We start from the raw sequence: 21,857 nt of genomic DNA, 5'->3' as shown, positions 1-21,857 counted from the left end.
GCGATGGGGTGCTGCGCTTCCGCCCACGGCTGTAGCGGGCCTACTCCGCCGGGAGTACGCGCACCTCGAAGCGGGGTTTAACCGCGAAACGGGACCCCGCTGCCGCCGTCAAGCGGAGCAGAATCCCGAAACGCAGCAGAACCGCGGTCAGCGCGCCTGGCGCTCGGCTGCTTCAACCACGTTGGCCAGCAGCATGGCGCGGGTCATCGGGCCTACCCCGCCCGGATTGGGCGAGAGCCAACTGGCCACGGACTTGGCCGCGGGCTCCACGTCGCCGGTGACCTTGGCCTTGCCTGTGTCCTCATCCTCAACGCGGCTGACACCGACGTCGAGCACAATGGCACCGGGCTTGAGGTCTTCGGCCTTGACCATGTGCGGCATGCCCGCGGCGGCAATCACCACATCCGCGCGGCGCAGCTCATCGGCCAGGTCCACGGTGCCGGTATGGGCCAGCACCACGGTGGCATTGATGGACTTGCGCGTCAGCAGCAGCCCCAGCGGGCGGCCCACGGTCACACCGCGGCCCACCACCAGCACGCGCTTGCCGGCCAGCTCAATGTCGTGGCGCAGCAGCAGTTCCACGCAGCCGTGCGGGGTGCACGGCAGCGGCGAATCCAGCGGCGCGTTGACGTTGAGCACCAGCCGGCCCAGGTTCATCGGGTGCAGGCCGTCCGCATCCTTGGCCGGATCAATCTTCTCCAGGATGGCGTTGGTGTCGATGTGCTTGGGCAGCGGCAGCTGGACGATGTAGCCGGTGCAGGCCGGATCGTTGTTCAGCTCATCGAGGACCGTTTCCAGTTCCTCCTGCGAGATGGTGTCCGGCAGGTCGCGGCGGATGGATTCGATGCCCACCTCGGCACAGTCCTTGTGCTTGCCACCGACGTACCACTTGCTGCCTGGGTCCTCCCCCACCAGCACCGTGCCGAGCCCGGGCACGATCCCACGGGTCTTCAGCGCGGCTACCCGCTCGGTGAGCTCTTCCTTAATGCGTTTGGCCGTGGCCGTTCCGTCCAGCTTCTGCGCGGTCTGGGTGGCTTCAGAATTCATCGGGCTCCTGTTCGGAATACGTGTGGACTGCGGGAACCGGCCGGAGCCGGCGTTACCACTGCTCGTGGCCGGGGTACAGCGGGAACTGCTGGGCCAGCTTCGTCACGCGCGTGCGCAGCGCCTCGACGTCGGCCCCGCCCTTCAACGCTGTGGCGATGATATCCGCAACCTCGGTGAATTCGGTAGAGCCGAAGCCGCGGGTAGCCAGTGCCGGCGTGCCGATCCGCAGGCCGGAGGTAACCATCGGCGGGCGCGGGTCGAACGGCACTGCGTTGCGGTTCACGGTGATGCCCACCGAGTGCAGCAGGTCTTCGGCCTGCTGGCCGTCCAGTTCGGAGTTGCGCAGGTCCACCAGGACCAGGTGCACGTCCGTGCCCCCGGTCAGCACCGAGACGCCGGCCTCGGTGACGTCGGCGGCGGTCAGCCGTTCGGCCAGAATGCGGGCGCCCTCGAGCACGCGCGCCTGCCGGTCCTTGAACTCCTGGCTGCCGGCGATCTTGAAGGCCACTGCCTTGGCAGCGATGACGTGCATCAGCGGCCCGCCCTGCTGGCCGGGGAAGACATTGGAGTTGATCTTCTTGGCGAAGTCCTGCTTGCCCAGGATGACGCCCGAGCGCGGTCCGGCCAGCGTCTTGTGCACGGTGGAGGTCACGACGTCGGAATGCGGCACCGGGTTCGGGTGCAGCCCGGCGGCCACCAGGCCGGCGAAGTGCGCCATGTCGGTCCAGAAGTAGGCGCCGACCTCGTCCGCGATGGAGCGGAACGCCTCGAAGTCCAGCTGCCGCGGGTAGGCGGACCAGCCGGCGATAATGACGTTCGGGCGCTCGGCCAGGGCCTGCTCGCGGACCTTGTCCATGTCCACGCGGAAGGTCTGCGGGTCCACCTCGTACGCGGCGACCTTGTAGAGCTTGCCGGAGAAGTTCAGCTTCATGCCGTGGGTGAGGTGACCGCCGTGGGCCAGGGACAGACCCATGATCTTGTCGCCCGGATTGATCAGGGCGGCGAGCGCGGCGGCGTTGGCCTGCGCTCCGGCGTGCGGCTGGACGTTGGCGAACTCTGCGCCGAACAGGTTCTTGACCCGTTCGATGGCCAGGTTCTCGGCCACGTCCACGTGCTCGCAGCCGCCGTAGTACCGGCGGCCAGGGTAGCCCTCGGCGTACTTATTGGTCAGGACGGATCCCTGGACCTCCAGCACGGAGCGCGGGGCGAAGTTTTCGGAGGCAATCATTTCCAGCGTGTCACGCTGGCGCCCGAGCTCGGCATCGAGAACGGCGGCGATTTCGGGATCGACTTCGGCCAGAGGCTGGTCGGTGACTGACGGGGTGGAAGACGTCACGGGGGTTCTCCTGGAGATAAGGGATTTGCTACAGGTCAGGCTACCGGTTGCGGGCAGACTCACGCATTGTGTGTCCGGTCTGCAAAATTGCACCGCAAGGCGCATCCGGTTGAAACTTGACCCTCGGCCCAGGCGTGCGATCCGTGGTCTGCACTGTGCAGTGCCAATCAACCCACGGGTCGGTTGGCCCTGCCGCCGCTTCCTGATGGTGGTCCACCTGACGCCAGTCGCGACGATAGGAATTCTACGGCCCCTTCGGCAGACACTGAAAAGTACGACAACGGTGCCCTCCTTCGCTGCGGGCGTCACGACTTTTTTCGACATGTTTCGACACGTTCTCGACACATTCTCGGCACCACCCCGACTCCAGTACGGCCGCCGGACCCCATCCAGGCAGGCTTGGAATACAAAGGCCCCCCGGACCGTTGGACCCTAAAGAAGTTGACATATCAACCAATTCGGGCGGGAGCAGCATGGACAAGGTACTGGACGCAGTGATTATCGGCGCTGGCCAGGCCGGCCTCAGCGCCGCCTACCACCTGCAGCGGCGCGGCCTGGTTCCGGAACAGGACTACATTGTCCTGGATGCGAACGAAGGCCCAGGCGGAGCGTGGCGGCACCGCTGGCCCTCCTTGACTTTCGACGCCGCACACGGGCTGCACGATCTCCCTGGCCTCCCGCTCGGGGTTCCGGACCCAGCGGAGCCGGCGTCCGCCGTCGTTAGCCGTTACTACGGTGCCTACGAGCAGAAGTTTAACCTTCCCGTCCACCGTCCCCAACGCGTCGAGTCCATTACCAACGACGACGGCGCCGCCGGGCAGCTGCTGCGGGTCATCAGCACCTCGGGCCGCGAATGGCTGGCGCGCACGGTCATCAGCAGTACGGGCACGTGGGACCGGCCGTACTGGCCCTACTACCCCGGGCGCGAGACGTTCCGCGGCCGGCAGCTGCATACCCATGATTTTTGGTCGGCCGACGAGTTCCGCGGCAAGCGCGTACTGGTGGTCGGCGGCGGGACATCGGCCCTGCAGTTCCTGCTCCAGCTGGATGCTGCCGGCGCGCAGACCGTCTGGTCCACTCGGCGGGAGCCGGACTTCATTACCGAACCCTTCGACGCCAGCTGGGGCATTGAGGTGGAGCGCAAAGTCAACGAACGCACCCGCGCCGGGCTGCCGCCGGTGAGCGTGGTCGGCGTGACGGGCCTGCCGCTGAACGAGACCTATAAAGCAGGTATCGACTCCGGCGTCCTGGTCTCCCACGGGCGGCTTGCCCGGATCACCAAGGACGGCGTGGTGTTTGCGGACGGGTCGGCCGAGCAGGTGGATGTCATCCTGTGGGCAACGGGCTTCCGTCCCTCGCTGGACCATCTGACCCCGCTGCAGCTGCGTGAGCCAGGCGGCGGCATCCGCATGGGTACGGACGCCGTCTCCGTAGTCAAGGAACCGCGGCTGTTCCTCGTGGGGTACGGCTCCACCGCCTCGACAGTCGGCGCCACCCGGGCCGGCCGGGCGGCGGCGATGGCAGCACTGCGGCAGCTGAAGGCTGCCACGGTGCCGGACCGGGGACCGCGCTCGCTGGCAACGGTGGTCGGCTGACGCCTCCCCTTCGTCGTCGTCCGGACCGCTTCCTTCCCCCGTCTGCCGTTGCCGACGATGATCTACCCAGGACGTTTGCCGGACGAAGTAATTGTTGCCGGTCGCGGCCCGGTTCGGGCTTGCGAAGCAGCAGGTTCATGAAGCGCCGCGATGAAACGCGCCGATCACTTGCCGGCCCTGCCGGGCTTCGCGAGCGCCGTCCGGTTCTACAGTGAGTCCGCGGAGGGCATCAGGCCCGAGAGCGTGACGGCGACGAGCCGCCGGACAGCTTCTGCGGAGGACAGAGTGGCCGCCGCGGTGAGCGCGTGCAGACAGTACGCTGTCCGGCCCGGTTCAATGACCGGTCGGCCGGAGGCAGCTGCGCCGCATTGGGCAGATTCGGCGCAGCATACACCCTTTCGATACCCTTGAAGACGGGGACAACCTCATCCGGCGGGAGGCAGGCAACGATGAACAAGGGCACCAAGCCTGGTTCCTTCCTGCCCCTCCGCCGCTCTTTGACACTGTTTCTGGGTTTGGTTGCGGTCATCATCGGCATTATCGGGATGCACATCCTGAACGTTTCCCACCACAACCCCGGTACCGGCACCGCCGATCACGCCGTCGCCGCGGCCCCGGCCCATTCAACTGACCATGGCCCGGGAGTGGACTCCGCCGCAGCCTCGTCGTCCCCGGCTGCGGAGTCGCTGCATGCGGCTGCCTGTGCCGGGCCGTGCGGCGGGGACCACGACACCATGACTGCCGTGTGCATGCTGATGATCGTTGTGGGCGGCTTCGCCCTGCTCTTCGTCCCCAGGCAGCTCCGGATCCGCGGCCGGGACGGGCTGCGTGCGCCGCCCCGTGGGCTCAGCCTCGCTTTACCGGCACTTCGGCCTCCTTCACTCGTTCAGCTCTCTATCAGCCGCACCTAGAATCCCGCTGCCCTCTCCCATACGGGGAAGGCATGTTTCGCGTGACCTGCAGCATGAGCAGGGCACTGCGCCTCTGATAGCCACGCAAATTTTTGAGCACACGAAGGAACCCGCCATGAAGCGCTTTACCGCCATTTCGGCAACCGCAGTCGCCGCCACCCTTTTCCTGGCTGGCTGCGGCTCAGACACAGGATCGGAGACCACCGAAGGGACCATGCCCGGCATGGACCACGGCAGTATGTCCGCGTCCCCCTCGGCCGCCGCTTCCGACGCCGCCGACCATAACAGCGCAGACGCCATGTTCGCGCAGATGATGATCCCGCACCACGAGCAGGCCGTGGAAATGAGCGACATCATGCTCGCCAAGGACGGGCTGGATCCACAGATCATCCAGCTGGCAGAGGACATCAAGGCCGCCCAAGGACCGGAAATCGAGAAAATGACCGGCTGGCTGCAGGCTTGGGGCGAGCCGATGGAAATGTCCGGCGATCACGCCATGGAAGGCATGATGAGCCCAGACGACCTCGAAGCACTTGAGTCGGCCCAGGGTGATGATGCCGCCCGGATGTTCCTGACCCAGATGATCGCCCACCACGAAGGTGCCGTCGCGATGGCTGAAGAGGAATCCGCCAATGGCCAGAACGCTGACACCGTCGCTCTCGCCGAGACGGTCATAGCTGACCAAAGTGCAGAGATCGAGAAGATGAAGGATCTTCTCGCCAACCTCTGATTCTTCCTCTCCACGTTGCCGGGGCACCCGGTTTGATCCTGTGCCCCGGCAGCGTGCTGTTCCTTTCCCAGACCTCCCGCGTACGCGCGGGCATGCCTTCCCTTACTGGAGACCTTTTCCCTGATGAAGCCCGGACTCTTGACTCCCACACCCTCCCGTTTGCGCACCCGGAAACGCGCAGCCCGCACCGCTGCTGCCGTATTCGTGGCGCTGCTCGCCGCCGGCTGCGCCCAGCCGGCCGCCGAAACCTCCGGCTCTGCCGCCGATACCGGCGCCGCCCCCTACGGGCACGTCCACGGCATGAGCGTCGATCCGCAGTCAGGCCAGGTTCTGCTGGCCACCCACGACGGACTCTTCGACGTCACGACGGAGAACCCTGAAAAAATCGGGCCGACCATCGACCTGATGGGCTTCTCTCCCGCCGGTAACGATCATTTCTACGCCTCCGGCCACCCCGGCCCCGGTTCGGACCTGCCCAACCCCGCGGGCCTGATCCACTCAACCGACGGCGGGAAAACCTGGGAACCGCTCTCCCGGCAAGGCGAATCCGATTTCCATGCCCTGACCATGACACGCGACGGAATCATCGGTTACGACGGCGAGCTCCGGATCACCGGGGACCTGGAGAGCTGGACCACTGCCGATACCGACCTCCAGCCGCACAATCTGGCCGGCACGTCCCTGAGCCCGGTGGTCCTGGCGACGACCGAACAGGGCGTCCAGCGCTCGGATGACGGCGGGAAAACCTGGGATACACCAGCCGATGCACCAGTACTGCTCCTGACCACGTTCGCTGACGAGGCCACCGCGGTCGGCGTGGCACCGGACGGCTCGGTACAGGTCAGCCGCGATGCAGGCAAGACGTGGCAGGTATCCGGCGGGACAGTTTCCGGCCAGCCGGCAGCCATCGCTGCGGCACCCGGCGACGATGGGAAGCCACAGATCTGGATCGCTACGACCGCGGGCGTCGAGCATTCGATAGACGGCGGCGCGACATTCAGTCCGCCTGCAAGCTGACCGGTCCTGGCCAGAGTTTCCGCGACCTGCCGGCCCGGCTCCGGTCGGGCCGGCAGGTCTGCAGCTGCATGGGCCTCAACGGTTTCGCGCCATTTGACCGCGTCCTCGGAAGAACTCGTTGCACAGGTAACCTTGGAGCTGTGAGTGAAGCTTCCCTGCCCAGCACCGATTCCATCTACAACCTGACGCTCTCCTGCCAGGACCGTCCCGGCATCGTGTACGCCGTGACCGGAGCGCTGGTGGAAGCCGGCTGCAATATCGTCGATTCGCAGCAGTACGGGAACCCGAATTCCGGCCGGTTCTTCATGCGCGTTGCCGTCACCACCGGCACGTCCCACGCAGACTTGCAACGGGCGCTGCGGCCCGTGGCCGAAACCTTCAGCATGCAGTGGAGCCTGAACCCACAAGGCGCCAAGATGCGCACGCTGCTGATGGCCTCTAAATCCGCGCACTGCCTCAACTCGCTGCTGTTCCAGCAGCGCTCGGGCACGCTGCCCATCGACGTCCCGATCATCGTCTCCAACCACACGGACCTGGCAGACATGGCGGCGTTCTACGGCATCGAATTCCGCCATATTCCGGTCACGCCGGACACCAAGGGCGAAGCCGAACAAGCGCTGCGCGACCTGGTGGCCGAGTACGACATCGAGCTCGTGGTGCTCGCCCGCTACATGCAGATCCTGAGCAATGAACTCTGCACGGACCTGCAGGGCAAGGCGATCAATATCCACCACTCCTTCCTGCCGTCCTTCAAAGGTGCCAGACCGTACCACCAGGCACATGACCGCGGCGTCAAACTGATCGGCGCCACGGCGCATTACGTCACGCCGGACCTGGACGAGGGACCAATCATCGAGCAGGAAGTCATCCGCGTGGACCATGCGAAGTCCGCCGAGCAGTTCGTGGCCATGGGCCGCGACGTGGAGGCCCGCACGCTGGCCACGGCCGTCCAGTGGCATGCCGAGCACCGTGTCCTGCTGGACGGGCAGCGGACCGTCGTCTTCAACTGACCGGGTTCCAGAACGGCCGCCCTTGCCTGCCGCCCCCTTCGTGCACCCTTCTCCTCGCCGCCGTCCCCACGTAGGGTCGGAGCATGGGCAACTATGAAAGGGATCTGACAACGTACTACGACCGGCAGGCCGAAATCCGCGATGCCCGGACGCCGGATCCGCAGCGGGTGGCCAAGCGCAGCGAGTTCATCGAGCACCTCAAGGCGACCCGCCGGCATGACCTGCTGGAAATCGGCTGCGGCACCGGCGTGGACGGTCTGGCATTCAAGGCCGCCGGAATCCGTTACACCGGGGTGGACCTGTCCGAAGCGAGCGTGCGGATCGCCCGGCACAAACAGCTCGAAGCCTCGGTCGCCTCTGCCCGCGAGCTGCCGTTCGCCGACGAAACCTTCGACGCCGCCTGGACCATGAGCATGCTGCTGCATGTGGCCAACGCCGACCTCTACGGGGTCCTGACCGAAATCATGCGCGTACTCAAACCCGGCTCCCCACTGGCCGTGGGCCTCTGGTCCGGCTCCGACAGCGAGGGCATCAACGCCGCCGACGATCAGGAACCGCAGCGCTTCTTCAGCCGCCGCTCCGACGAGACCCTCTTGAGCCTGTTCGAACCGCACGGCACCATCCGCGACTTCACCACCTGGGAACACGGTCAGGATCCCGGGCATTACCAGTACTTCCTGATCTATAAACCCTGATTTACGACGGCGGTGCGCACCCCGCGCTGCCACCTCGGCTTGGGTAGGCTGGTGCCATGGCCCACATCATCACACTCGCCGGCAAAACCCCGGCCACCGACCCGTCCGCCTTTATTGCTCCCACGGCCACCTTGAGCGGCGATGTGGAGCTGGCCGCCGATTCCAGCGCCTTTTACGGCGTCTCGGTCCGCGGCGATAGTGCCCCGATCCGGGTGGGAGCAGGCAGCAACCTGCAAGACAACGTGGTGCTTCACGCGGACGAGGGCTTCCCGTGCACTGTGGGCGCCGGCGTCAGCATCGGACACACCGCCGTAGTCCACGGCTGCACGGTGGAGGACAACTGCCTGATCGGTATGAGCGCAACCATCATGAACGGTGCTGTGGTCGGTGAAGGCTCCCTGGTTGCCGCTGGGGCGCTGGTACTGGAGGGCACGCAGATCCCGCCCCGGTCTTTGGTGGCCGGAGTACCCGCAAAGGTCCGCCGCGAACTCAGCGACGAGGAATACCAGTCCGTCCTCGACAACGCATCACACTACGTCGAGCTCGCCAAGCTGCACCGGGACGCCAACGCGTAAGCTCCACGAAGCCGTCTTGCGTTAACTTCTTGACTACAAAGGGTGGCGGGCGCACCCTGTAAGGTATGCCAGCCGAACCAGCCACAGTGACGGGAACCGACCAGCGGCCCGGCTCCCAGAGTGCACTGCGCAGGCGCAACAGCCAGCGGATCATCCGGGCGCTTATGACCAGCGGCCGGCTGACCCAGGCCGAGCTGGCCCGGCAGACCGGTCTTTCCACGGCCACCGTGTCCAACATCGTCAAGGCCATGGTCGAGGACGGCCTGATCCTGACCTCACCGACCACCAGCTCCGGCCGCCGGGCGCTCTCCGTCACGCTGAACGGCCGTGGTGCGGTTGCGGTGGGCGTGGACTTCGGCCGGCGCCATGTCAATGTGGTGCTGGTCAGCCTCGACCACCGGGTTCTGGCCGAAGACGGCGTCGAACTGCCCCTCGGCCATCAGGCGGAGGAAGGCATCGAGGCCGCCGCAAAGCTGGTCCGGCGACTGCTGGCGGACACCGCCGTGGACGCCGGTTCGCTCCTCGGCCTGGGCGCCGGCATCCCGGGCCCGATCGACCACCGCACCGGCAGAGTCATCCACGGAGCGATCCTGCCCGAATGGGTGGGCATCGACCTGCTGGGCCGGCTCCGCCAGGCGTTCGGCATTCCGGTCTTCATCGACAACGACGCCAATCTGGGTGCGTTGGCACAGATCAGCTGGGGTCCCTACCAGAACGTGCAGAACCTCGTTTTCCTGAAACTGGGATCCGGCATCGGTGCCGGTCTGATCCTCAACGGCGCGCCGTTCTACGGCAACATCGGAGTGACGGGCGAAATCGGCCACGCCACCGTCGCCGACCACGGCCTCATCTGCCGCTGCGGAAACCGCGGCTGCCTTGAAACGGTGGCCTCGACCTCCACCATGATCGATCTGCTGAGCCGCGGCAGGTCCGAACCGGTCAGCACCGAAGACATTGTCCGGATCGCCCTCGACGGCGACCCGGCGGCACTGCGCGTTATCGACGACGCAGGGCTGGCCGTCGGCCGGGCGCTGGCGAACGTGTGCAATCTGGTTAACCCGGAAGTCATTGTCCTCGGCGGCTCCCTCACCGGGTTGGACGCCATCCTGCTCGACCCCGTCCGCCGGGGTCTGCTGCGCCACGCGGTGCCCGCCGTGGGCGAATCAACCGAGCTGGCCATGTCCGGTCTGGGCAACCGGGCAGAAGCCCTCGGCGCTGCGACGCTGGTCCTGCAGCAGGCGGAACTGCCCTCGTTGTAAGAACATCCAAACTACGCCGGACAGAAGTTTTGCGTTCAACTCTTGACGGCAACGTGTGTGACGGAGTTAACTGCAAGGCAAGCCACGAACCCGTGCGCCCACTTCAGGCAGACGACAAAGTAGTCAATGACTGCTCAGTAATGGAGGCGTTATGCGACGCGTATCTTTGCTCGCCAGCGTTGCGGCAGCAGGCTTGCTCCTGTCCGCATGCGGCGGAGGAAGCTCGGTCGAAGAAGCGAACCCGACGGAGGCTACCGGCTCGGTCGGGGTCTTTACCTGGTGGGCCGACGGCTCGGAGAAAGTAGGCCTGGATGCGCTCGTGGACATCTTCAACGAGCAATACCCGGATCTGACCTTCGACAACCTGGCCGTAGCCGGAGGAGCGGGCAGCCAGGCCAAGAGCGTCCTGGCGGCCAACCTCAAGTCCGGCAATCCGCCGGATTCCTTCCAGGCCCACGCCGGAGCCGAACTGCAGGACTACATCAACGCGGACCAGCTGGAGGATCTGAGCTCCTTCTACGAGGAAGCCCAGCTCAATGAGGCTTTCCCGCAGGACCTGCTGGACCGCCTGACCGTGGACGGCAAGATCTACTCGGTGCCCTCCAACATCCACCGCGCCAACGTGGTGTGGGCTAATGTGGAAGTCCTCAAGGAAGCAGGCCTGGATCCGAACAGTCCGCCCGCCGATCTCGACGCCTGGTTCGCGGACATGGACAAGATCAAGGAAAGCGGCACCACCCCGCTGGCTGTCGCCGGCACCTGGACGCAGGTGCAGCTGTTCGAGAACATCCTGCTGGCAACCCTCGGCCCCGAAGCCTACAGCGGCCTCTGGGACGGCACCACGGACTGGAAGAGCCCAGAGGTGACCGAGGCGATCGAGAACTACAAGAAGGCGCTCAGCTACACCAACTCGGACCGCGACACCCTCAGCGACTGGGGCCCTGCCACGCAGCTGGTCGAAGACGGAGCCGCCGCCTACAACGTGATGGGCGACTGGGCCGAAGCCAAGTTCGCGCAGGACGGGCTAAAGCCGGGCACGGACTACGTCTACTTCCCGACACCCGGAACGGACGGCGTCTTCGACTTCCTCGCCGATTCCTTCACCCTGCCGAAGGGCGCCCCGAATCCGGCCGGCTCCAAGGCATGGCTGACCACCATTTCAAGTGTCGAAGGCCAGCAGGCGTTCAACGCGGCAAAGGGATCCATCCCCGCCCGCACCGACGTGCCAAGCGATGAATTCGGCGAGTACCAGCAGAGCGCCATCGAGGACTTCTCCTCGGACACCATCGTCTCCTCGCTCGCCCACGGCGCTGCGGTGCCGGTGGCATGGCTGAACGAACTGAGCACCGCCGTGAGCAAGTTCGGCGGACCGCAGGACGTTGCCGCCCTGCAGGAATCTGCCGCTTCGATAGCGGAAAAGTTCGCGCAGTAGTTCCGGACAAACCGATGGGCGGGTGCGGCTCAGGCCTGATGCACCCGCCCACCGCGTTCGTTCCACTGCTGCCTGAGGAGAGTTAGGGTTCGTGTTCGCGAAAATCAGGACCTGGGGCCCGGCGCTGGCCTTGATATCCCCCACCATCATCCTGCTGGGCATCTTTGTCTACGGACTGATCGCCCAGAACGTCCAAATCTCCATGACCAACCAGCACACGTCCCTGCCGCGCGCGGACTTCGTCGGTCTGGACAATTACTTCCGCCTGTTCGGAGACGCCGACTTCCAGCACTCACTGCGCAACCTGCTGCTGCTGACGGTTGTCTTCCTGGCCGGCACACTGATCTTCGGTTTTCTCTGGGCCTGGATTCTCGAGCGCCCCGGCTTCGGCGAAGGCTTCTTCCGCTCCGTCTACCTCTTTCCAATGGCCGTATCCTTCATCGCCTCCGGCGTGGTCTGGCGCTGGCTGCTCTCCAGCCTGCAGACCGACCAGCCCGGCGGCGAGCGCGCCACCGGCCTGAACCGCCTGCTGGAGAGCGTTGGGCTGGGTTTCCTGCAGAACAGCTGGTGGTCGGACCCCAACTGGGGTGTGGCGGCCATCGCCGTCCCCGCGATCTGGCAGCTCTCGGGCTACGTCATGGCGCTGTTCCTGGCCGGTTTCCGCGGCATTCCGGACGAGCTGCGCGAGGCCGCCCGGATCGACGGCTGCAGCGAATGGAAGCTGTACCGACATGTCATTTTCCCGCAGCTGAGCCCGGTCATGCTTTCCGCCGTCATCATCATCGGCCACATGTCGCTGAAGCTCTTCGACTTGATCCGCGCCATCGTTCCCGATGCCAACACCTACGACATCCAGGTGCCCGCCACCATGATGTGGGTTAAGTACATCGGCAGCGACTACGCCGATTCCGCCGCCATCGGCACCATCATGCTGATCCTGGTGGCCCTGGTGGTTGTCCCCTACCTCGTCTACACCTCCCGGCAGGAGAAGCGCTGATGGCGACCGCCACCGTACCGCCCCCGGTCAAAGTCTCGACCCCCCGCGCGCCCGCCCGCGGCGGCGGCCGGCAGAAAATCAACCGCACGCTCAAGTACGCGTTGCTGCTGGTGTTCGTCGTCGTCGTCCTGATTCCGGCCTACGTGCTGGTCATTACCAGTTTCAAAGGACCCGCCGACGCGGATCCCTCAACGGCCTGGCTGCTGCCGACGACGTGGGAAACCGCCGGCTGGGCCAAGGCCTGGGAGACGCTGGCGCCTGCGCTTGGCCGCACCTTTGCCTTGGTCATTCCGGCGTCCATCATTTCTGCCATGCTGGGCTCGATGAACGGCTTTGTCCTCTCGCGCTGGCGGTTCCCCTATGCGAACGTGGTCTTCACGCTCATCCTGTTCGGCATGTTCATCCCGTACCAGGCGGTCATGATCCCGCTGACCCAGCTGATGCAGGGGCTCAACATCCCCAATGGGATCCCCTCCCTGCTGGTCCTGCACATCGTTTATGGCCTGCCCATCTGCACACTGATCTTCCGCAACTACTACGAGTCGGTTCCCAGCGAATTGATCGAAGCAGCCAGAATGGACGGAGCCGGCCTGCTGCGGACCTACGCCTCGGTCATCCTGCCGGTCTCCGCGCCGGGCTTCGTCGTTGTCTTGATCTGGCAGTTCACCTCTGCCTGGAACGACTATCTGTTCGCCGCCTTCTTCTCCTCAGGCAGCAACGGACCGGTCACCATTGCCCTGAGCTTCCTCGCCGGCGGCCAGCTGACGGATTATGCCGCGTCCATGGCCGGTGCGCTCATCGCATCGTTGCCCACCCTGATCGTCTACATCATCCTCGGCAAATACTTTGTGGGCGGCCTGATGAGCGGATCCGTCAAGGGGTAGCAGGGCATCCTCAACGGGACACAAAGCAGCGGCCGGCATCTTGGTGGAATGATCTTCCCTCAAGATGCCGGCCGCTGAGCAGTTCCTGACGAAGTACCTTCAGGAAGGTGCCGCGGCTGTCACGGGCGGCGCTGGTCTCCGTCCGCGTCGCGGGCAACGTGGCGGCCCTCGTCGTCGCGGTTCAGGTCAGGGCCGCGGTTTTCGTCGCGGTCACCGGCACGCCGGTCATTTCCGCGCCCGCCCTTGCGCTTGTCGTCGGTATTGACATCCGGGTCCAGTTCGTCTGCCTTGCGCAGCTGTTCCTGCGATTCATCGCGGATGCCCTGGGCGTCAGCCTTGCGTTCATCGGCCTGCTGCCGCATCCGGTCCGCTTCCATCCGCGCGCGCTCGGCCTCGATGTCCGCTTGCTCCGCTTCAACCTGGACGCGGTGTGCCTCCGCTTCGCGTTCACGGGCGCCCAGTGCAGTAGCCTGGGCCGATTGACGGACTTCGGCGGCTTTCGCCCGGTCCGCTTCCTGCCGTTCATGCAACTTGGCCTTGTTGCGCTTCTTCGCGAAGAAGGCAATCAAACCGATGATGATCAGAAGAACTACAACTGCAACAATGATCCATACAATCTGGGATGTTTCCATGGGTATAGCGCCTCTTTCCTGCTGAACGGGAATATCAGCCTACTTACTTTGTATCACTCATGGAGTAGCAGTAACAGGGGCGCAACACGGGAACCGCAGGTCAGCGGCAAGGTGCACTACTGCCGCGGGCGCCGAGAGCCGGGCCAGGACCCGTTTTGCGCCAGCGGCAATCACGTCCTGCACCCGCTGAGCTCATGATGACGGCCACATGGATTCGAGCACCAACAGCACGGGACCACCGTGAGGTGAAAAACGTTGGAACTTGCCTGGCTTGATGGACGTTCGCATTTGCAGCGGCAATGATGGATTCATGACAACGCCCCCGCGAATTATCACGCCTCCCTGCGCCGCCCCCGGGGCACCCTCCCCGCTAGCCGCGACCGGCCGGCCGTTGCGCTGGGGCGTGGTTTCCACGGGCAAAGTCGCTGCCAAGGTCAGCGGTGACATCGCGCTGCTCGAGGATTCCGTGCTGCAAGCGGTGAGCTCGCGGGTGGAGGAAAATGCCCTCGCCTTCCGGGACCAGTTCGGCTTTTCCGCGGCCTATTTTGATAACGATGGCGGCAAAGGCTATGAGCAGCTCTTCGCGGACCCGGACGTGGATATCGTGTACGTGGCCACCCCGCACGGCCAGCATTATGAAATCGTCCGAAGCGCGCTGGAAGCCGGCAAGAACGTGCTGTGCGAGAAATCCCTGACCATTAATGCGCGTGAGGCCCTTGAATTGGCCGAACTGGCCCGCAGCAACTCATTGTTTTTGATGGAGGCAGTGTGGACACGGTTCCTGCCGATCGTCCACCGCGCTTGGGAGATCCTCCACTCCGGGGAACTCGGCGAGATCGCGTGGCTGCAGGCCGACATAGGCTTTCCCGCCCCGTATGATCCGGCTACCCGGCTTTGGAATCCCCATGCCGGCGGAGGTGCCTTGCTGGATCTAACCGTCTATCCGCTCACCTGGGCCCTCGGCACGATGGGATTCCCGCAGACCATTTCCGCCGTCGGCCATATTAACGACGACGGCGTGGACACCCAGAACGCGCTGACCCTTACCTATAGCTCGGGAGCCCAGGCGCAACTGACTTCCTCGCTACTCGCGTCCTCGCCGCGCACCGTCACCGTCTGCGGCAGCAATGGCTGGCTGCGCACCAACAGCCCGCTGCATAACCCAACCGAACTGATCATCCGGGAGCACAACGGATTGCCGCGGATCGAGACCTTTGAGCCCGTAGGCCAGAACTATGTGTACGAGCTGCGCGATGTCACCCGCTGCATCCAGCAGGGCCTGCTGGAAAGTCCCACCATGCCGCTGGACGACACGTTGAACACCATGCGCCTGTTCGACGGCGTGCGCGCCCAACTCGGGGTCAGCTATGTCAACGATCGGGCCGTGCCGGTAGCGGATTGACCTGACCGCCCGCTGCTTCCACCGTTAGGACTTGGCGGCATCCCGCCGGCGCCAGAACGCTGCAATGAGAGCGCCGGAGACGTTGTGCCATACCGAGAAGATGGCGGCAGGCAGCGCGGATTCGGCCGTCAGGTGTTGGGCGGCCAGTCCCGCAGCGAGGCCCGAGTTCTGCATGCCGACCTCGATGGCCGTGGTGCGGCGCGAGGAGACCGGTAGCTTGAACAGGCGTGCGGCACCGTAACCGAGCGCGTAGCCGAGGCCGTTGTGCAGCACCACCGCGACAAACACCAGCAGCCCTGCTGCCGCGATGGCCGCCGCGCTGCCGGAGACGACGGCGATTACCACATAGGTAATAGCCAGGACCGAGACCCAGGGCAGCAGTGGCAGCGCCTTGGCCACGATCCCGGGCAGGAAGAAGCGTGCCACCAGGCCCAGCACCACGGGGATGAGCACAATCTGCACGATCGATCCGGCCATGGAGGCGGCGTCAACGGGCATGTACTGGTTGGCCAGCCACAAGGTCAGGACCGGTGTGAGCAGCGGGGCCAGCAACGTCGACACCGAAGTCATCGCCACCGACAAGGCGACATCGCCCTTGGCCAGATAGGACACCACGTTGGAGGCGGTCCCGCCGGGGCAGCAGCCCACCAGGATCACGCCCGCCGCCAGCGCCGGCGGCAGGCCAAGCGCCATGCTGATCAGCAGGCCCAGCAGCGGCATGATGACAAACTGCGCGATGACCCCGAGCACCACGGGAATAGGCCGCTTGGCGATCAGCGCGAAGTCCGGCGGCGTCAAGGTTAGCCCCATTCCGAACATAATGATGCCCAGCGCCGGTGTCACCAGTGCTCCCCAGCCGGTAAAGGCCGAGGGGAACAGGAAAGCTACGACACCGCCCGCCAGAATCAGGATGGGGAACAGCGTGACCGCGATTGTCGCGGCCCGGTCCTCCCTAGTGGTATCGATGCTGGCGTTTGCTGTCCGCGGTGGCTCAACTGGCGAGGTCATTGCGCAAGCCTATAAATGCCCCGCACCGAGCGTCCACTATGTGGAGTGTTATATCAATATACGGACAAGGGTGGATGCAGCCTCTTCCGGCGTCTGGCTCCCGCCAAGTTCCCAGTGAAGAGGCCGCACCCCTTGCCTGTCCTTCCGCTAGCTCCTCATGGGAGCAACTTCCTTCCGCCTCATGACCAGCAGGCCACCGAGCAGAATCATCGCCATCCCGCCGAACAGCAGGTGTGCCGTATTGGCTCCTGTCTGGGCGAGGGTTTCTCTTCCGACGGCACCTGGCGTGCCGGCTTCTGAACTACCAACAACGACGCCGGCCGCCAGCGTTCCGCTGTTGGTTCCGGTCGCGTCGCTACCTGCGATGCGGTTAGCGGCGGCCGACACTTCCACGCCGTTGGCCGCCGGCTCGCCCTGCGTCCCTATGGTTGCCCCGCCGCCGTTAGCACCAGCAACGAAGGCAGAATCCAGGGTTCCTTCCGTTCCGGGAGTTCCTTCACCGCCGGCGAGGACCCCTCGGTCTCCGGCGATCCCTGCAGGCGTATCCGTTTGCGATTCTGCTGCATCCGTTCCGGCATCATTCCCGGTAGCGGACTCGTCTCCAGGAATGCCGACATTCCCCGGCCCCTGAACTCCAGCTACGGCATCGCCGTCGTTATTCTCAGTTCCGGTTGCGTCGTCACCGATTGCGACACCACCACCGCCGGCTGCTCCCGCGGCACCGTCACCGCGTGTACCCGAATCTGTTGCACCAGAATCCGATCCGGCGGCTCCATCGGTGTCCTCGGCATCACCGGTGCCATTGCTCGCCGTCGCGGCCAGGCAGCCATTGGGATCAGCCGCCGAACCGCCGAGGGCCAGCGCGGCATCCAGGCAAATGTCGGCCACCACACCAAGTCGGTCGCCGGAGCCAGCAGTTGCCACCGGATCCGCCTCGGCAAGGACAGCTCCGGCAACATCAGCGTCGATGGCGTTGCCAAAATTATCGGTACCGAGCACTTCGCCGATCATGACCGTTGCATCCGCAAGCAGGTCTGCATCGGCGACAATAACGCCGCCGTCGGTACCGCTGCTGGTGTCCGTTGTGCGGCACGGAAATCCGTTTGCCGACAGCCCATCACCCAACAGAGCAACATCAGCATCAAGGCAAATGTCAGCGGAAACGTCGACCAGGTTGTCTTCGTCAAGCGCCACATTCACATCCGTGGCGGCCTCAACGTCTGCAGCCGCAACATCCTCGACCACCACATCGGCAGCGGGGGCCGCATCGGCCTGTGCTGCTGGGGTTTCGGCATCATCGGTCGCATCGGTTAGGGCGCCTTCCTCGGTAACTACCGTGGCTTCTGCCATCACGTCCGCATTAGTCTCGACGGTATTGTCATCAGCCACCGCGTCAGCATCGGCGAGTACAACATCGGCTTCGGCTTCTACATCCGCAACGGCATCCACGTCCGCTTCCGTCGCCTGGGGCTCCTCGGCAATCGCATCATCTTGTTCTGCTGTCCCGACGGCAACGTCAGCGTCCGCAACCACAGTCGCCTCAGCTTCGACAGCTTCCGCCACGGGCTCTGCTTCCACAGGAGCGGCATAGCCAACCGCGTCGGCTCCGAGTTCCACATCGGCCACAACATCGGCCTCCGCCTCCGCTTTAAGCAGTTCGGCGTCGAGATCCGCGTCTGCCTCAAGACCGAGGACCTGTGCGTCCACAGCCGCTACGGCATCGAGCTCGACGTCGTCGGTGATTACATCCAGATCCGCTGCAACTGACACTGTGCTGTCCGGAGCAACCGCAGACTCCGGTGTTTCAGGTTCCGCGGCTGAAGCAGCCGCGGTACCGAGGACGAGAAGTCCTCCGCTAAAAACGACGCTGCATAGCGCCGTCCGCATTGTTCTACGCATGATTGTTCTCCTGATTGAATCTGTAGCCGCCCTGTTGCGGGTGGCAGTGGTCTTTGTGCTGCCGGTAAAAGGGCAGCGTGGACCAGATCAATCAGGAGAGGAGCCGGGATCCGAAGAACGTGAAGCGGGCAAACTCCAAGCCGAGCCATCGGCAGTCCCCGAATTTGCTAACGGCGGGAGCAGATGAGAAAAAGGCACGTCAGCGGCACCCTGGCCGGCGGAGGCACTTCCGCCAGCGGTAGCAGTGCCGCTTCCGCCAACACCTGCTGGGACGGCGGTCGGAGTAGCCGCGACGGGCTGGCCTGGATACGAATCCCTGGCGGCACTATGGGCATGCTGATCCGTGACCGCCGAAGGAGCGTGGGCAATTTGGGCCAAGAACTGCGCCGGAGGTGGTGGGAGCTCCGTCGGAGCGGGCGCTGCTTCGCGCTCTTCCTGGCGGCTGTCCGATGTCCCAGCGGCGGTATCAGCGGGAACGACCTCGGCAGTGCTATCCGCCAGCTGGATGCTGGGAACCTCAGCTACCGCAACGGAGACAGATGATGCATCCGCGGTAGGGCCGTCCTCGTCCACCGTAATCGTTTCGTTCGAGCCAGTAGTTTCGCCGACCAACCCACCGGCTTCCGCTGCGTCAACGATAGGTTTAGCTGCCGCTTCGACGACAGGTGCCGCGGCTTCGAGCACCGGTTCGGCTAGGGGCGCGACTGATTCAAGGACAGGATCGGACACGGAGGCCACAGCGCCGGCCACCTCGTGCGCTGCCGCCGTAACCGGCTGCGCGGCCTGGACAACTGTCTCCGAAACAGCGCTGACAGGGGCGGCGGCCTCTTCGACAACCGGGGCGCCATCCTCCGTGGCCGCAAGTTCGCCGGCAACGGGCGCCGGCTTCCCTGTCAATGCACCCACGTTGTCGGTAATGGGTATGAGCTCCCCGGTGAGCGCCGCCGTCGTGCTTTGAGCTTCTGAACTGAGCATTTCGGGCAGAAGGCCGTCATCAGCATCCGCGGCACTCGCGCCAGCGATCCCGAAAAGGGCGAATCCGGCGGTGGCAGCAGCTGTGAGCACGAGCTTGCGCACCACGACGGGCACACGGGACAGTCGCTCAACGCGCACTGCGACCACCCCCGTGACAACCAGTTTTGCTTCCGAATTTCAGGCTACGTCTGTTGGGAGCACCCGTCCAGAGAATTGGGTGAATCGGTTAGTCATCTGTTCGCTGACAGCATGCAAAAAGTGTTAGCACTCTTCCCACCTGACTGCTAATCTATGAAAGTAGTTGAGCGAGGGTGACTCAACTATGGAAGCCAGGACAACCGCTCCGTACGGGGCGTTGATGCGAAGGAGTTGATGACAATGGCCATGAAGTTCGACCCATTCCGTGAACTGGACCGCGTCGCCGGAGCCCTGCTGGAAAACCGCCCGGGCCTGCGCCTGATGCCGATGGATCTGTACCGCGACGGGGACCACTACATTCTGAACGCTGACCTGCCTGGGATTGATCCTGGATCCGTCGACATCGACGTCGACGGGCAGCTGCTGACCATCCGGGCCGAGCGCACGGTCCGCGGTGCGGAAGGCGTCAAGTGGCTCACCCGCGAGCGCGAAGGCGGCTCGTTCCTGCGCCAGCTCAACCTGGGACAGGGTATCGACATCGATGCCATCTCCGCCCGATACGAGAATGGCGTGCTCTCGGTGTCCATCCCCGTCAGCGAGAAGGCCAAGCCGCGCAAGATCGAGGTTGTCACCGGAGCAGCTGAAACGGTGGCGGTCGATAGCGCCGAAGCTACCGATGACCAGAAGTCGGTCGAGGCGTAATCCCCGATTGGCGTGACGTGCGGCCCCTTGCCCTTCTTCCGGGTGAGGGGCCGTCTCTTGTCCGGCGGCCGTCGGCTGATGGCACGCCGCTCTATACAAGGTGCCCTAGTGATGGTTACCTTCAAACATGGGCGCAGAAGTCAAAACCAAGACGTTCAGCCGTGAGCAGCGCACCCGTTACCGTGAACGTCTGCTGGAAAATCTGGAAAGCTTCGGGCAATACCTGGCCACGGCCGACTTCGCCGGCACTGGCTCCATTGGAATGGAGATGGAGCTGAACCTGACCAACGCGGACTGCTCCCCCGCGTTGCGCAACTCCGCCGTGCTCGAAGCCATCGCCGATCCGGCTTTTCAGACCGAGATCGGGGCCTTCAACATTGAGCTCAACCATCCGGCCCTGGCCGTGGCCGGCCGCGGGCTTGAGGAGCTCGAGAACGGCCTGCGCGACCAGTTGAACCATGCGGACGAACGCGCCGCATCGGCGAAGGCCCGCATCCTCATGATCGGCATCCTGCCCACGCTCAAACGCGCCCTGGTGGAAGACATGTCCTGGCTCAGTGCCGGTAAGCGTTATGCCGCCCTGAACACCTCGGTACTGCAGGCCCGCGGCGAAGATGTGCTGATGGACGTGCGTGGAATCGAATCGCTGTCCTTCTATGCCAAGAACATTGCGCCGGAAGCCGCCTGCACCAGCGTGCAGTTGCACTTGCAGGTCCAGCCATCCGAATTCGCACCGGTATGGAACGCGGCCCAGATCGTTGCCGGGCCGCAGGTGGCGCTGGCGGCGAATTCGCCGGTGTTCATGGAGAAGCTGCTCTGGCATGAGACGCGGATCGAAGTGTTCAAGCAGTCGATCGATACGAGGCCACCGGAAATGCGCAACCAGGGTGTCCGGCCCCGCGTGTGGTTCGGGGAACGGTGGATCACCTCGATCTTCGACCTGTTCGAAGAGAACGTGCGCTACTTCCCGGCCCTACTGCCGGAACTCTCGCGCACCAGCGGCAAGCAGACCAAGGCCGGCGCGCCGCTGCTGCCGGAACTTCGCCTGCACAACGGCACCGTCTACCGCTGGAACCGCCCCATCTACGACCCCGGTGAAGACCTGCCGAACCTGCGGCTCGAAAACCGGCTGCTTCCTGCCGGACCTACGGTGTTGGATACCGTTGCCAACGCTGCCTTCTTCTTCGGGTTGGTCCGGATGATCAGGACGGCTGACCGACCGCTGTGGTCCCGGCTCGCGTTCAAGAGCGCGGCCGATAACTTCATCAACTGCGCCAAGCAGGGGCTGGAAGCGACGGTCTATTGGCCGGGCATCGGAGATATCCCGGTGGTAGAGCTGATTATCCGCCATCTGCTGCCGCTGGCCGCCGAGGGCCTGGCCGATCTTCGTGTGGCCCCGGATCTGATCGACCGGTACGTGGAGATCCTGCGCGCCCGCGCCCAGACGGAACAGAACGGTGCCAACTGGCAGATCAAGACCCTGCGGCTGCTCGAAGCAGGAGGGCTGGACCGTCCCGCAGCGCTGGCCGAGATGACACGGCAGTATTCGCACAACATGCACACCAACCAGCCGGTACACACTTGGCCGCTGGAGGGTGCGGCGGGTTAGATCT

20 protein-coding genes and 1 riboswitch are annotated in these 21,857 nt (G+C 64.7%); of the genes, 14 read left to right on the top strand and 6 right to left on the bottom strand.

Annotated features, from left to right (window positions below; genetic code table 11):
- Nucleotides 1-147 precede the first annotated feature (147 nt).
- The gene (locus tag J5251_RS10080) at nt 148-1,047 is read right to left on the bottom strand and encodes a bifunctional methylenetetrahydrofolate dehydrogenase/methenyltetrahydrofolate cyclohydrolase (RefSeq protein WP_139006881.1); all 900 of its coding nucleotides are present in this window, start codon (nt 1,045-1,047) and stop codon (nt 148-150) included.
- Nucleotides 1,048-1,099: 52 nt separating this feature from the next.
- Nucleotides 1,100-2,383 (bottom strand): serine hydroxymethyltransferase, encoded by a 1,284-nt coding sequence (gene glyA, locus J5251_RS10075; RefSeq protein ID WP_074699280.1) that lies wholly within the window; start codon nt 2,381-2,383, stop codon nt 1,100-1,102.
- A gap of 163 nt (nt 2,384-2,546) precedes the next feature.
- A riboswitch (ZMP/ZTP riboswitch) is annotated at nt 2,547-2,624 on the bottom strand.
- Nucleotides 2,625-2,856: 232 nt separating this feature from the next.
- Here glyA and J5251_RS10070 point away from each other — a divergent pair.
- From J5251_RS10070 to J5251_RS10020, 11 genes are all read left to right on the top strand, one after another.
- A complete protein-coding gene (locus tag J5251_RS10070; RefSeq protein WP_208575989.1) occupies nt 2,857-3,978 on the top strand; it encodes an FAD-dependent oxidoreductase in 1,122 nt (373 codons plus the stop codon).
- Nucleotides 3,979-4,427: 449 nt separating this feature from the next.
- Nucleotides 4,428-4,889: a DUF6153 family protein gene (locus J5251_RS10065; RefSeq protein WP_208575988.1), complete on the top strand. Its 462-nt coding sequence runs from the start codon at nt 4,428-4,430 to the stop codon at nt 4,887-4,889.
- Nucleotides 4,890-5,004: 115 nt separating this feature from the next.
- The gene (locus tag J5251_RS10060) at nt 5,005-5,619 is read left to right on the top strand and encodes a DUF305 domain-containing protein (RefSeq protein ID WP_139006877.1); all 615 of its coding nucleotides are present in this window, start codon (nt 5,005-5,007) and stop codon (nt 5,617-5,619) included.
- Nucleotides 5,620-5,757: 138 nt separating this feature from the next.
- Complete coding sequence (locus tag J5251_RS10055; protein ID WP_244250896.1) at nt 5,758-6,636, top strand: F510_1955 family glycosylhydrolase; 879 nt, start codon at nt 5,758-5,760, stop codon at nt 6,634-6,636.
- A gap of 140 nt (nt 6,637-6,776) precedes the next feature.
- Complete coding sequence (gene purU, locus J5251_RS10050) at nt 6,777-7,646, top strand: formyltetrahydrofolate deformylase (protein ID WP_244250894.1); 870 nt, start codon at nt 6,777-6,779, stop codon at nt 7,644-7,646.
- Between the two features lie 83 nt (nt 7,647-7,729).
- On the top strand, nt 7,730-8,341 hold the full coding sequence (locus J5251_RS10045; RefSeq protein WP_139006874.1) for a class I SAM-dependent methyltransferase: 612 nt from the start codon (nt 7,730-7,732) through the stop codon (nt 8,339-8,341).
- Between the two features lie 56 nt (nt 8,342-8,397).
- The gene (locus tag J5251_RS10040) at nt 8,398-8,916 is read left to right on the top strand and encodes a gamma carbonic anhydrase family protein (protein WP_139006873.1); all 519 of its coding nucleotides are present in this window, start codon (nt 8,398-8,400) and stop codon (nt 8,914-8,916) included.
- A gap of 65 nt (nt 8,917-8,981) precedes the next feature.
- Nucleotides 8,982-10,175, top strand: a complete 1,194-nt coding sequence (locus J5251_RS10035) for an ROK family transcriptional regulator (RefSeq protein ID WP_208575985.1) — start codon at nt 8,982-8,984, stop codon at nt 10,173-10,175.
- A 151-nt stretch (nt 10,176-10,326) separates the two neighbouring features.
- Entirely contained in the window at nt 10,327-11,607 is a 1,281-nt protein-coding gene (locus J5251_RS10030; RefSeq protein WP_208575984.1) for an ABC transporter substrate-binding protein, read from the top strand.
- A gap of 91 nt (nt 11,608-11,698) precedes the next feature.
- Nucleotides 11,699-12,604, top strand: a complete 906-nt coding sequence (locus tag J5251_RS10025) for a carbohydrate ABC transporter permease (RefSeq protein WP_139006870.1) — start codon at nt 11,699-11,701, stop codon at nt 12,602-12,604.
- A complete protein-coding gene (locus J5251_RS10020) occupies nt 12,604-13,488 on the top strand; it encodes a carbohydrate ABC transporter permease (protein WP_208575983.1) in 885 nt (294 codons plus the stop codon). Before J5251_RS10025 ends, J5251_RS10020 begins: the two co-directional genes overlap by 1 nt.
- Before the next feature lie 119 nt (nt 13,489-13,607).
- Here the strand turns inward: J5251_RS10020 and J5251_RS10015 are convergent, their stop codons facing one another.
- Complete coding sequence (locus tag J5251_RS10015; RefSeq protein WP_208575982.1) at nt 13,608-14,120, bottom strand: hypothetical protein; 513 nt, start codon at nt 14,118-14,120, stop codon at nt 13,608-13,610.
- Nucleotides 14,121-14,430: 310 nt separating this feature from the next.
- Between J5251_RS10015 and J5251_RS10010 the strand changes: the two genes are divergently transcribed.
- Nucleotides 14,431-15,522, top strand: a complete 1,092-nt coding sequence (locus J5251_RS10010; protein ID WP_208575981.1) for a Gfo/Idh/MocA family protein — start codon at nt 14,431-14,433, stop codon at nt 15,520-15,522.
- 24 nt (nt 15,523-15,546) lie between these two features.
- Here J5251_RS10010 and J5251_RS10005 read toward each other — a convergent pair whose 3' ends face one another.
- The 3 genes from J5251_RS10005 to J5251_RS09995 all read right to left on the bottom strand — a co-directional run bounded on the left by J5251_RS10005 (nt 15,547) and on the right by J5251_RS09995 (nt 19,542).
- Complete coding sequence (locus J5251_RS10005; protein WP_208575980.1) at nt 15,547-16,530, bottom strand: bile acid:sodium symporter family protein; 984 nt, start codon at nt 16,528-16,530, stop codon at nt 15,547-15,549.
- 147 nt (nt 16,531-16,677) lie between these two features.
- Nucleotides 16,678-18,429 (bottom strand): LPXTG cell wall anchor domain-containing protein, encoded by a 1,752-nt coding sequence (locus tag J5251_RS10000; RefSeq protein WP_208575979.1) that lies wholly within the window; start codon nt 18,427-18,429, stop codon nt 16,678-16,680.
- 87 nt (nt 18,430-18,516) lie between these two features.
- Nucleotides 18,517-19,542: a hypothetical protein gene (locus tag J5251_RS09995; protein WP_208575978.1), complete on the bottom strand. Its 1,026-nt coding sequence runs from the start codon at nt 19,540-19,542 to the stop codon at nt 18,517-18,519.
- Between the two features lie 240 nt (nt 19,543-19,782).
- Here J5251_RS09995 and J5251_RS09990 point away from each other — a divergent pair, with 240 nt between their 5' ends.
- On the top strand, nt 19,783-20,244 hold the full coding sequence (locus J5251_RS09990; RefSeq protein WP_208575977.1) for an Hsp20/alpha crystallin family protein: 462 nt from the start codon (nt 19,783-19,785) through the stop codon (nt 20,242-20,244).
- A 127-nt stretch (nt 20,245-20,371) separates the two neighbouring features.
- Complete coding sequence (locus J5251_RS09985; protein ID WP_208575976.1) at nt 20,372-21,853, top strand: glutamate--cysteine ligase; 1,482 nt, start codon at nt 20,372-20,374, stop codon at nt 21,851-21,853.
- Nucleotides 21,854-21,857: the final 4 nt, after the last annotated feature.

This window comes from Arthrobacter crystallopoietes, from assembly GCF_017603825.1.
GTDB lineage: Bacteria > Actinomycetota > Actinomycetes > Actinomycetales > Micrococcaceae > Crystallibacter > Crystallibacter crystallopoietes_B.
The sequence above is the reverse complement of the archived record's forward strand: the minus strand, read 5'-3'. Positions and strand labels throughout refer to the sequence as shown.

Excerpts from the sequence above, each read along its gene's own strand:
- J5251_RS10080 (WP_139006881.1), bottom strand. The coding sequence starts at position 1,047 with ATGAATTCTGAAGCCACCCAGACCGCGCAGAAGCTGGACGGAACGGCC.
- J5251_RS10010 (WP_208575981.1), top strand. The coding sequence starts at position 14,431 with ATGACAACGCCCCCGCGAATTATCACGCCTCCCTGCGCCGCCCCCGGG.
- J5251_RS09990 (WP_208575977.1), top strand. The coding sequence starts at position 19,783 with ATGGCCATGAAGTTCGACCCATTCCGTGAACTGGACCGCGTCGCCGGA.
- J5251_RS10015 (WP_208575982.1), bottom strand. The coding sequence starts at position 14,120 with ATGGAAACATCCCAGATTGTATGGATCATTGTTGCAGTTGTAGTTCTT.
- J5251_RS10060 (WP_139006877.1), top strand. The coding sequence starts at position 5,005 with ATGAAGCGCTTTACCGCCATTTCGGCAACCGCAGTCGCCGCCACCCTT.
- J5251_RS10035 (WP_208575985.1), top strand. The coding sequence starts at position 8,982 with ATGCCAGCCGAACCAGCCACAGTGACGGGAACCGACCAGCGGCCCGGC.
- J5251_RS09985 (WP_208575976.1), top strand. The coding sequence starts at position 20,372 with ATGGGCGCAGAAGTCAAAACCAAGACGTTCAGCCGTGAGCAGCGCACC.
- J5251_RS10045 (WP_139006874.1), top strand. The coding sequence starts at position 7,730 with ATGGGCAACTATGAAAGGGATCTGACAACGTACTACGACCGGCAGGCC.
- J5251_RS10005 (WP_208575980.1), bottom strand. The coding sequence starts at position 16,530 with ATGACCTCGCCAGTTGAGCCACCGCGGACAGCAAACGCCAGCATCGAT.
- J5251_RS10070 (WP_208575989.1), top strand. The coding sequence starts at position 2,857 with ATGGACAAGGTACTGGACGCAGTGATTATCGGCGCTGGCCAGGCCGGC.
- J5251_RS10000 (WP_208575979.1), bottom strand. The coding sequence starts at position 18,429 with ATGCGTAGAACAATGCGGACGGCGCTATGCAGCGTCGTTTTTAGCGGA.
- J5251_RS10040 (WP_139006873.1), top strand. The coding sequence starts at position 8,398 with ATGGCCCACATCATCACACTCGCCGGCAAAACCCCGGCCACCGACCCG.
- J5251_RS10030 (WP_208575984.1), top strand. The coding sequence starts at position 10,327 with ATGCGACGCGTATCTTTGCTCGCCAGCGTTGCGGCAGCAGGCTTGCTC.
- J5251_RS10065 (WP_208575988.1), top strand. The coding sequence starts at position 4,428 with ATGAACAAGGGCACCAAGCCTGGTTCCTTCCTGCCCCTCCGCCGCTCT.
- J5251_RS10020 (WP_208575983.1), top strand. The coding sequence starts at position 12,604 with ATGGCGACCGCCACCGTACCGCCCCCGGTCAAAGTCTCGACCCCCCGC.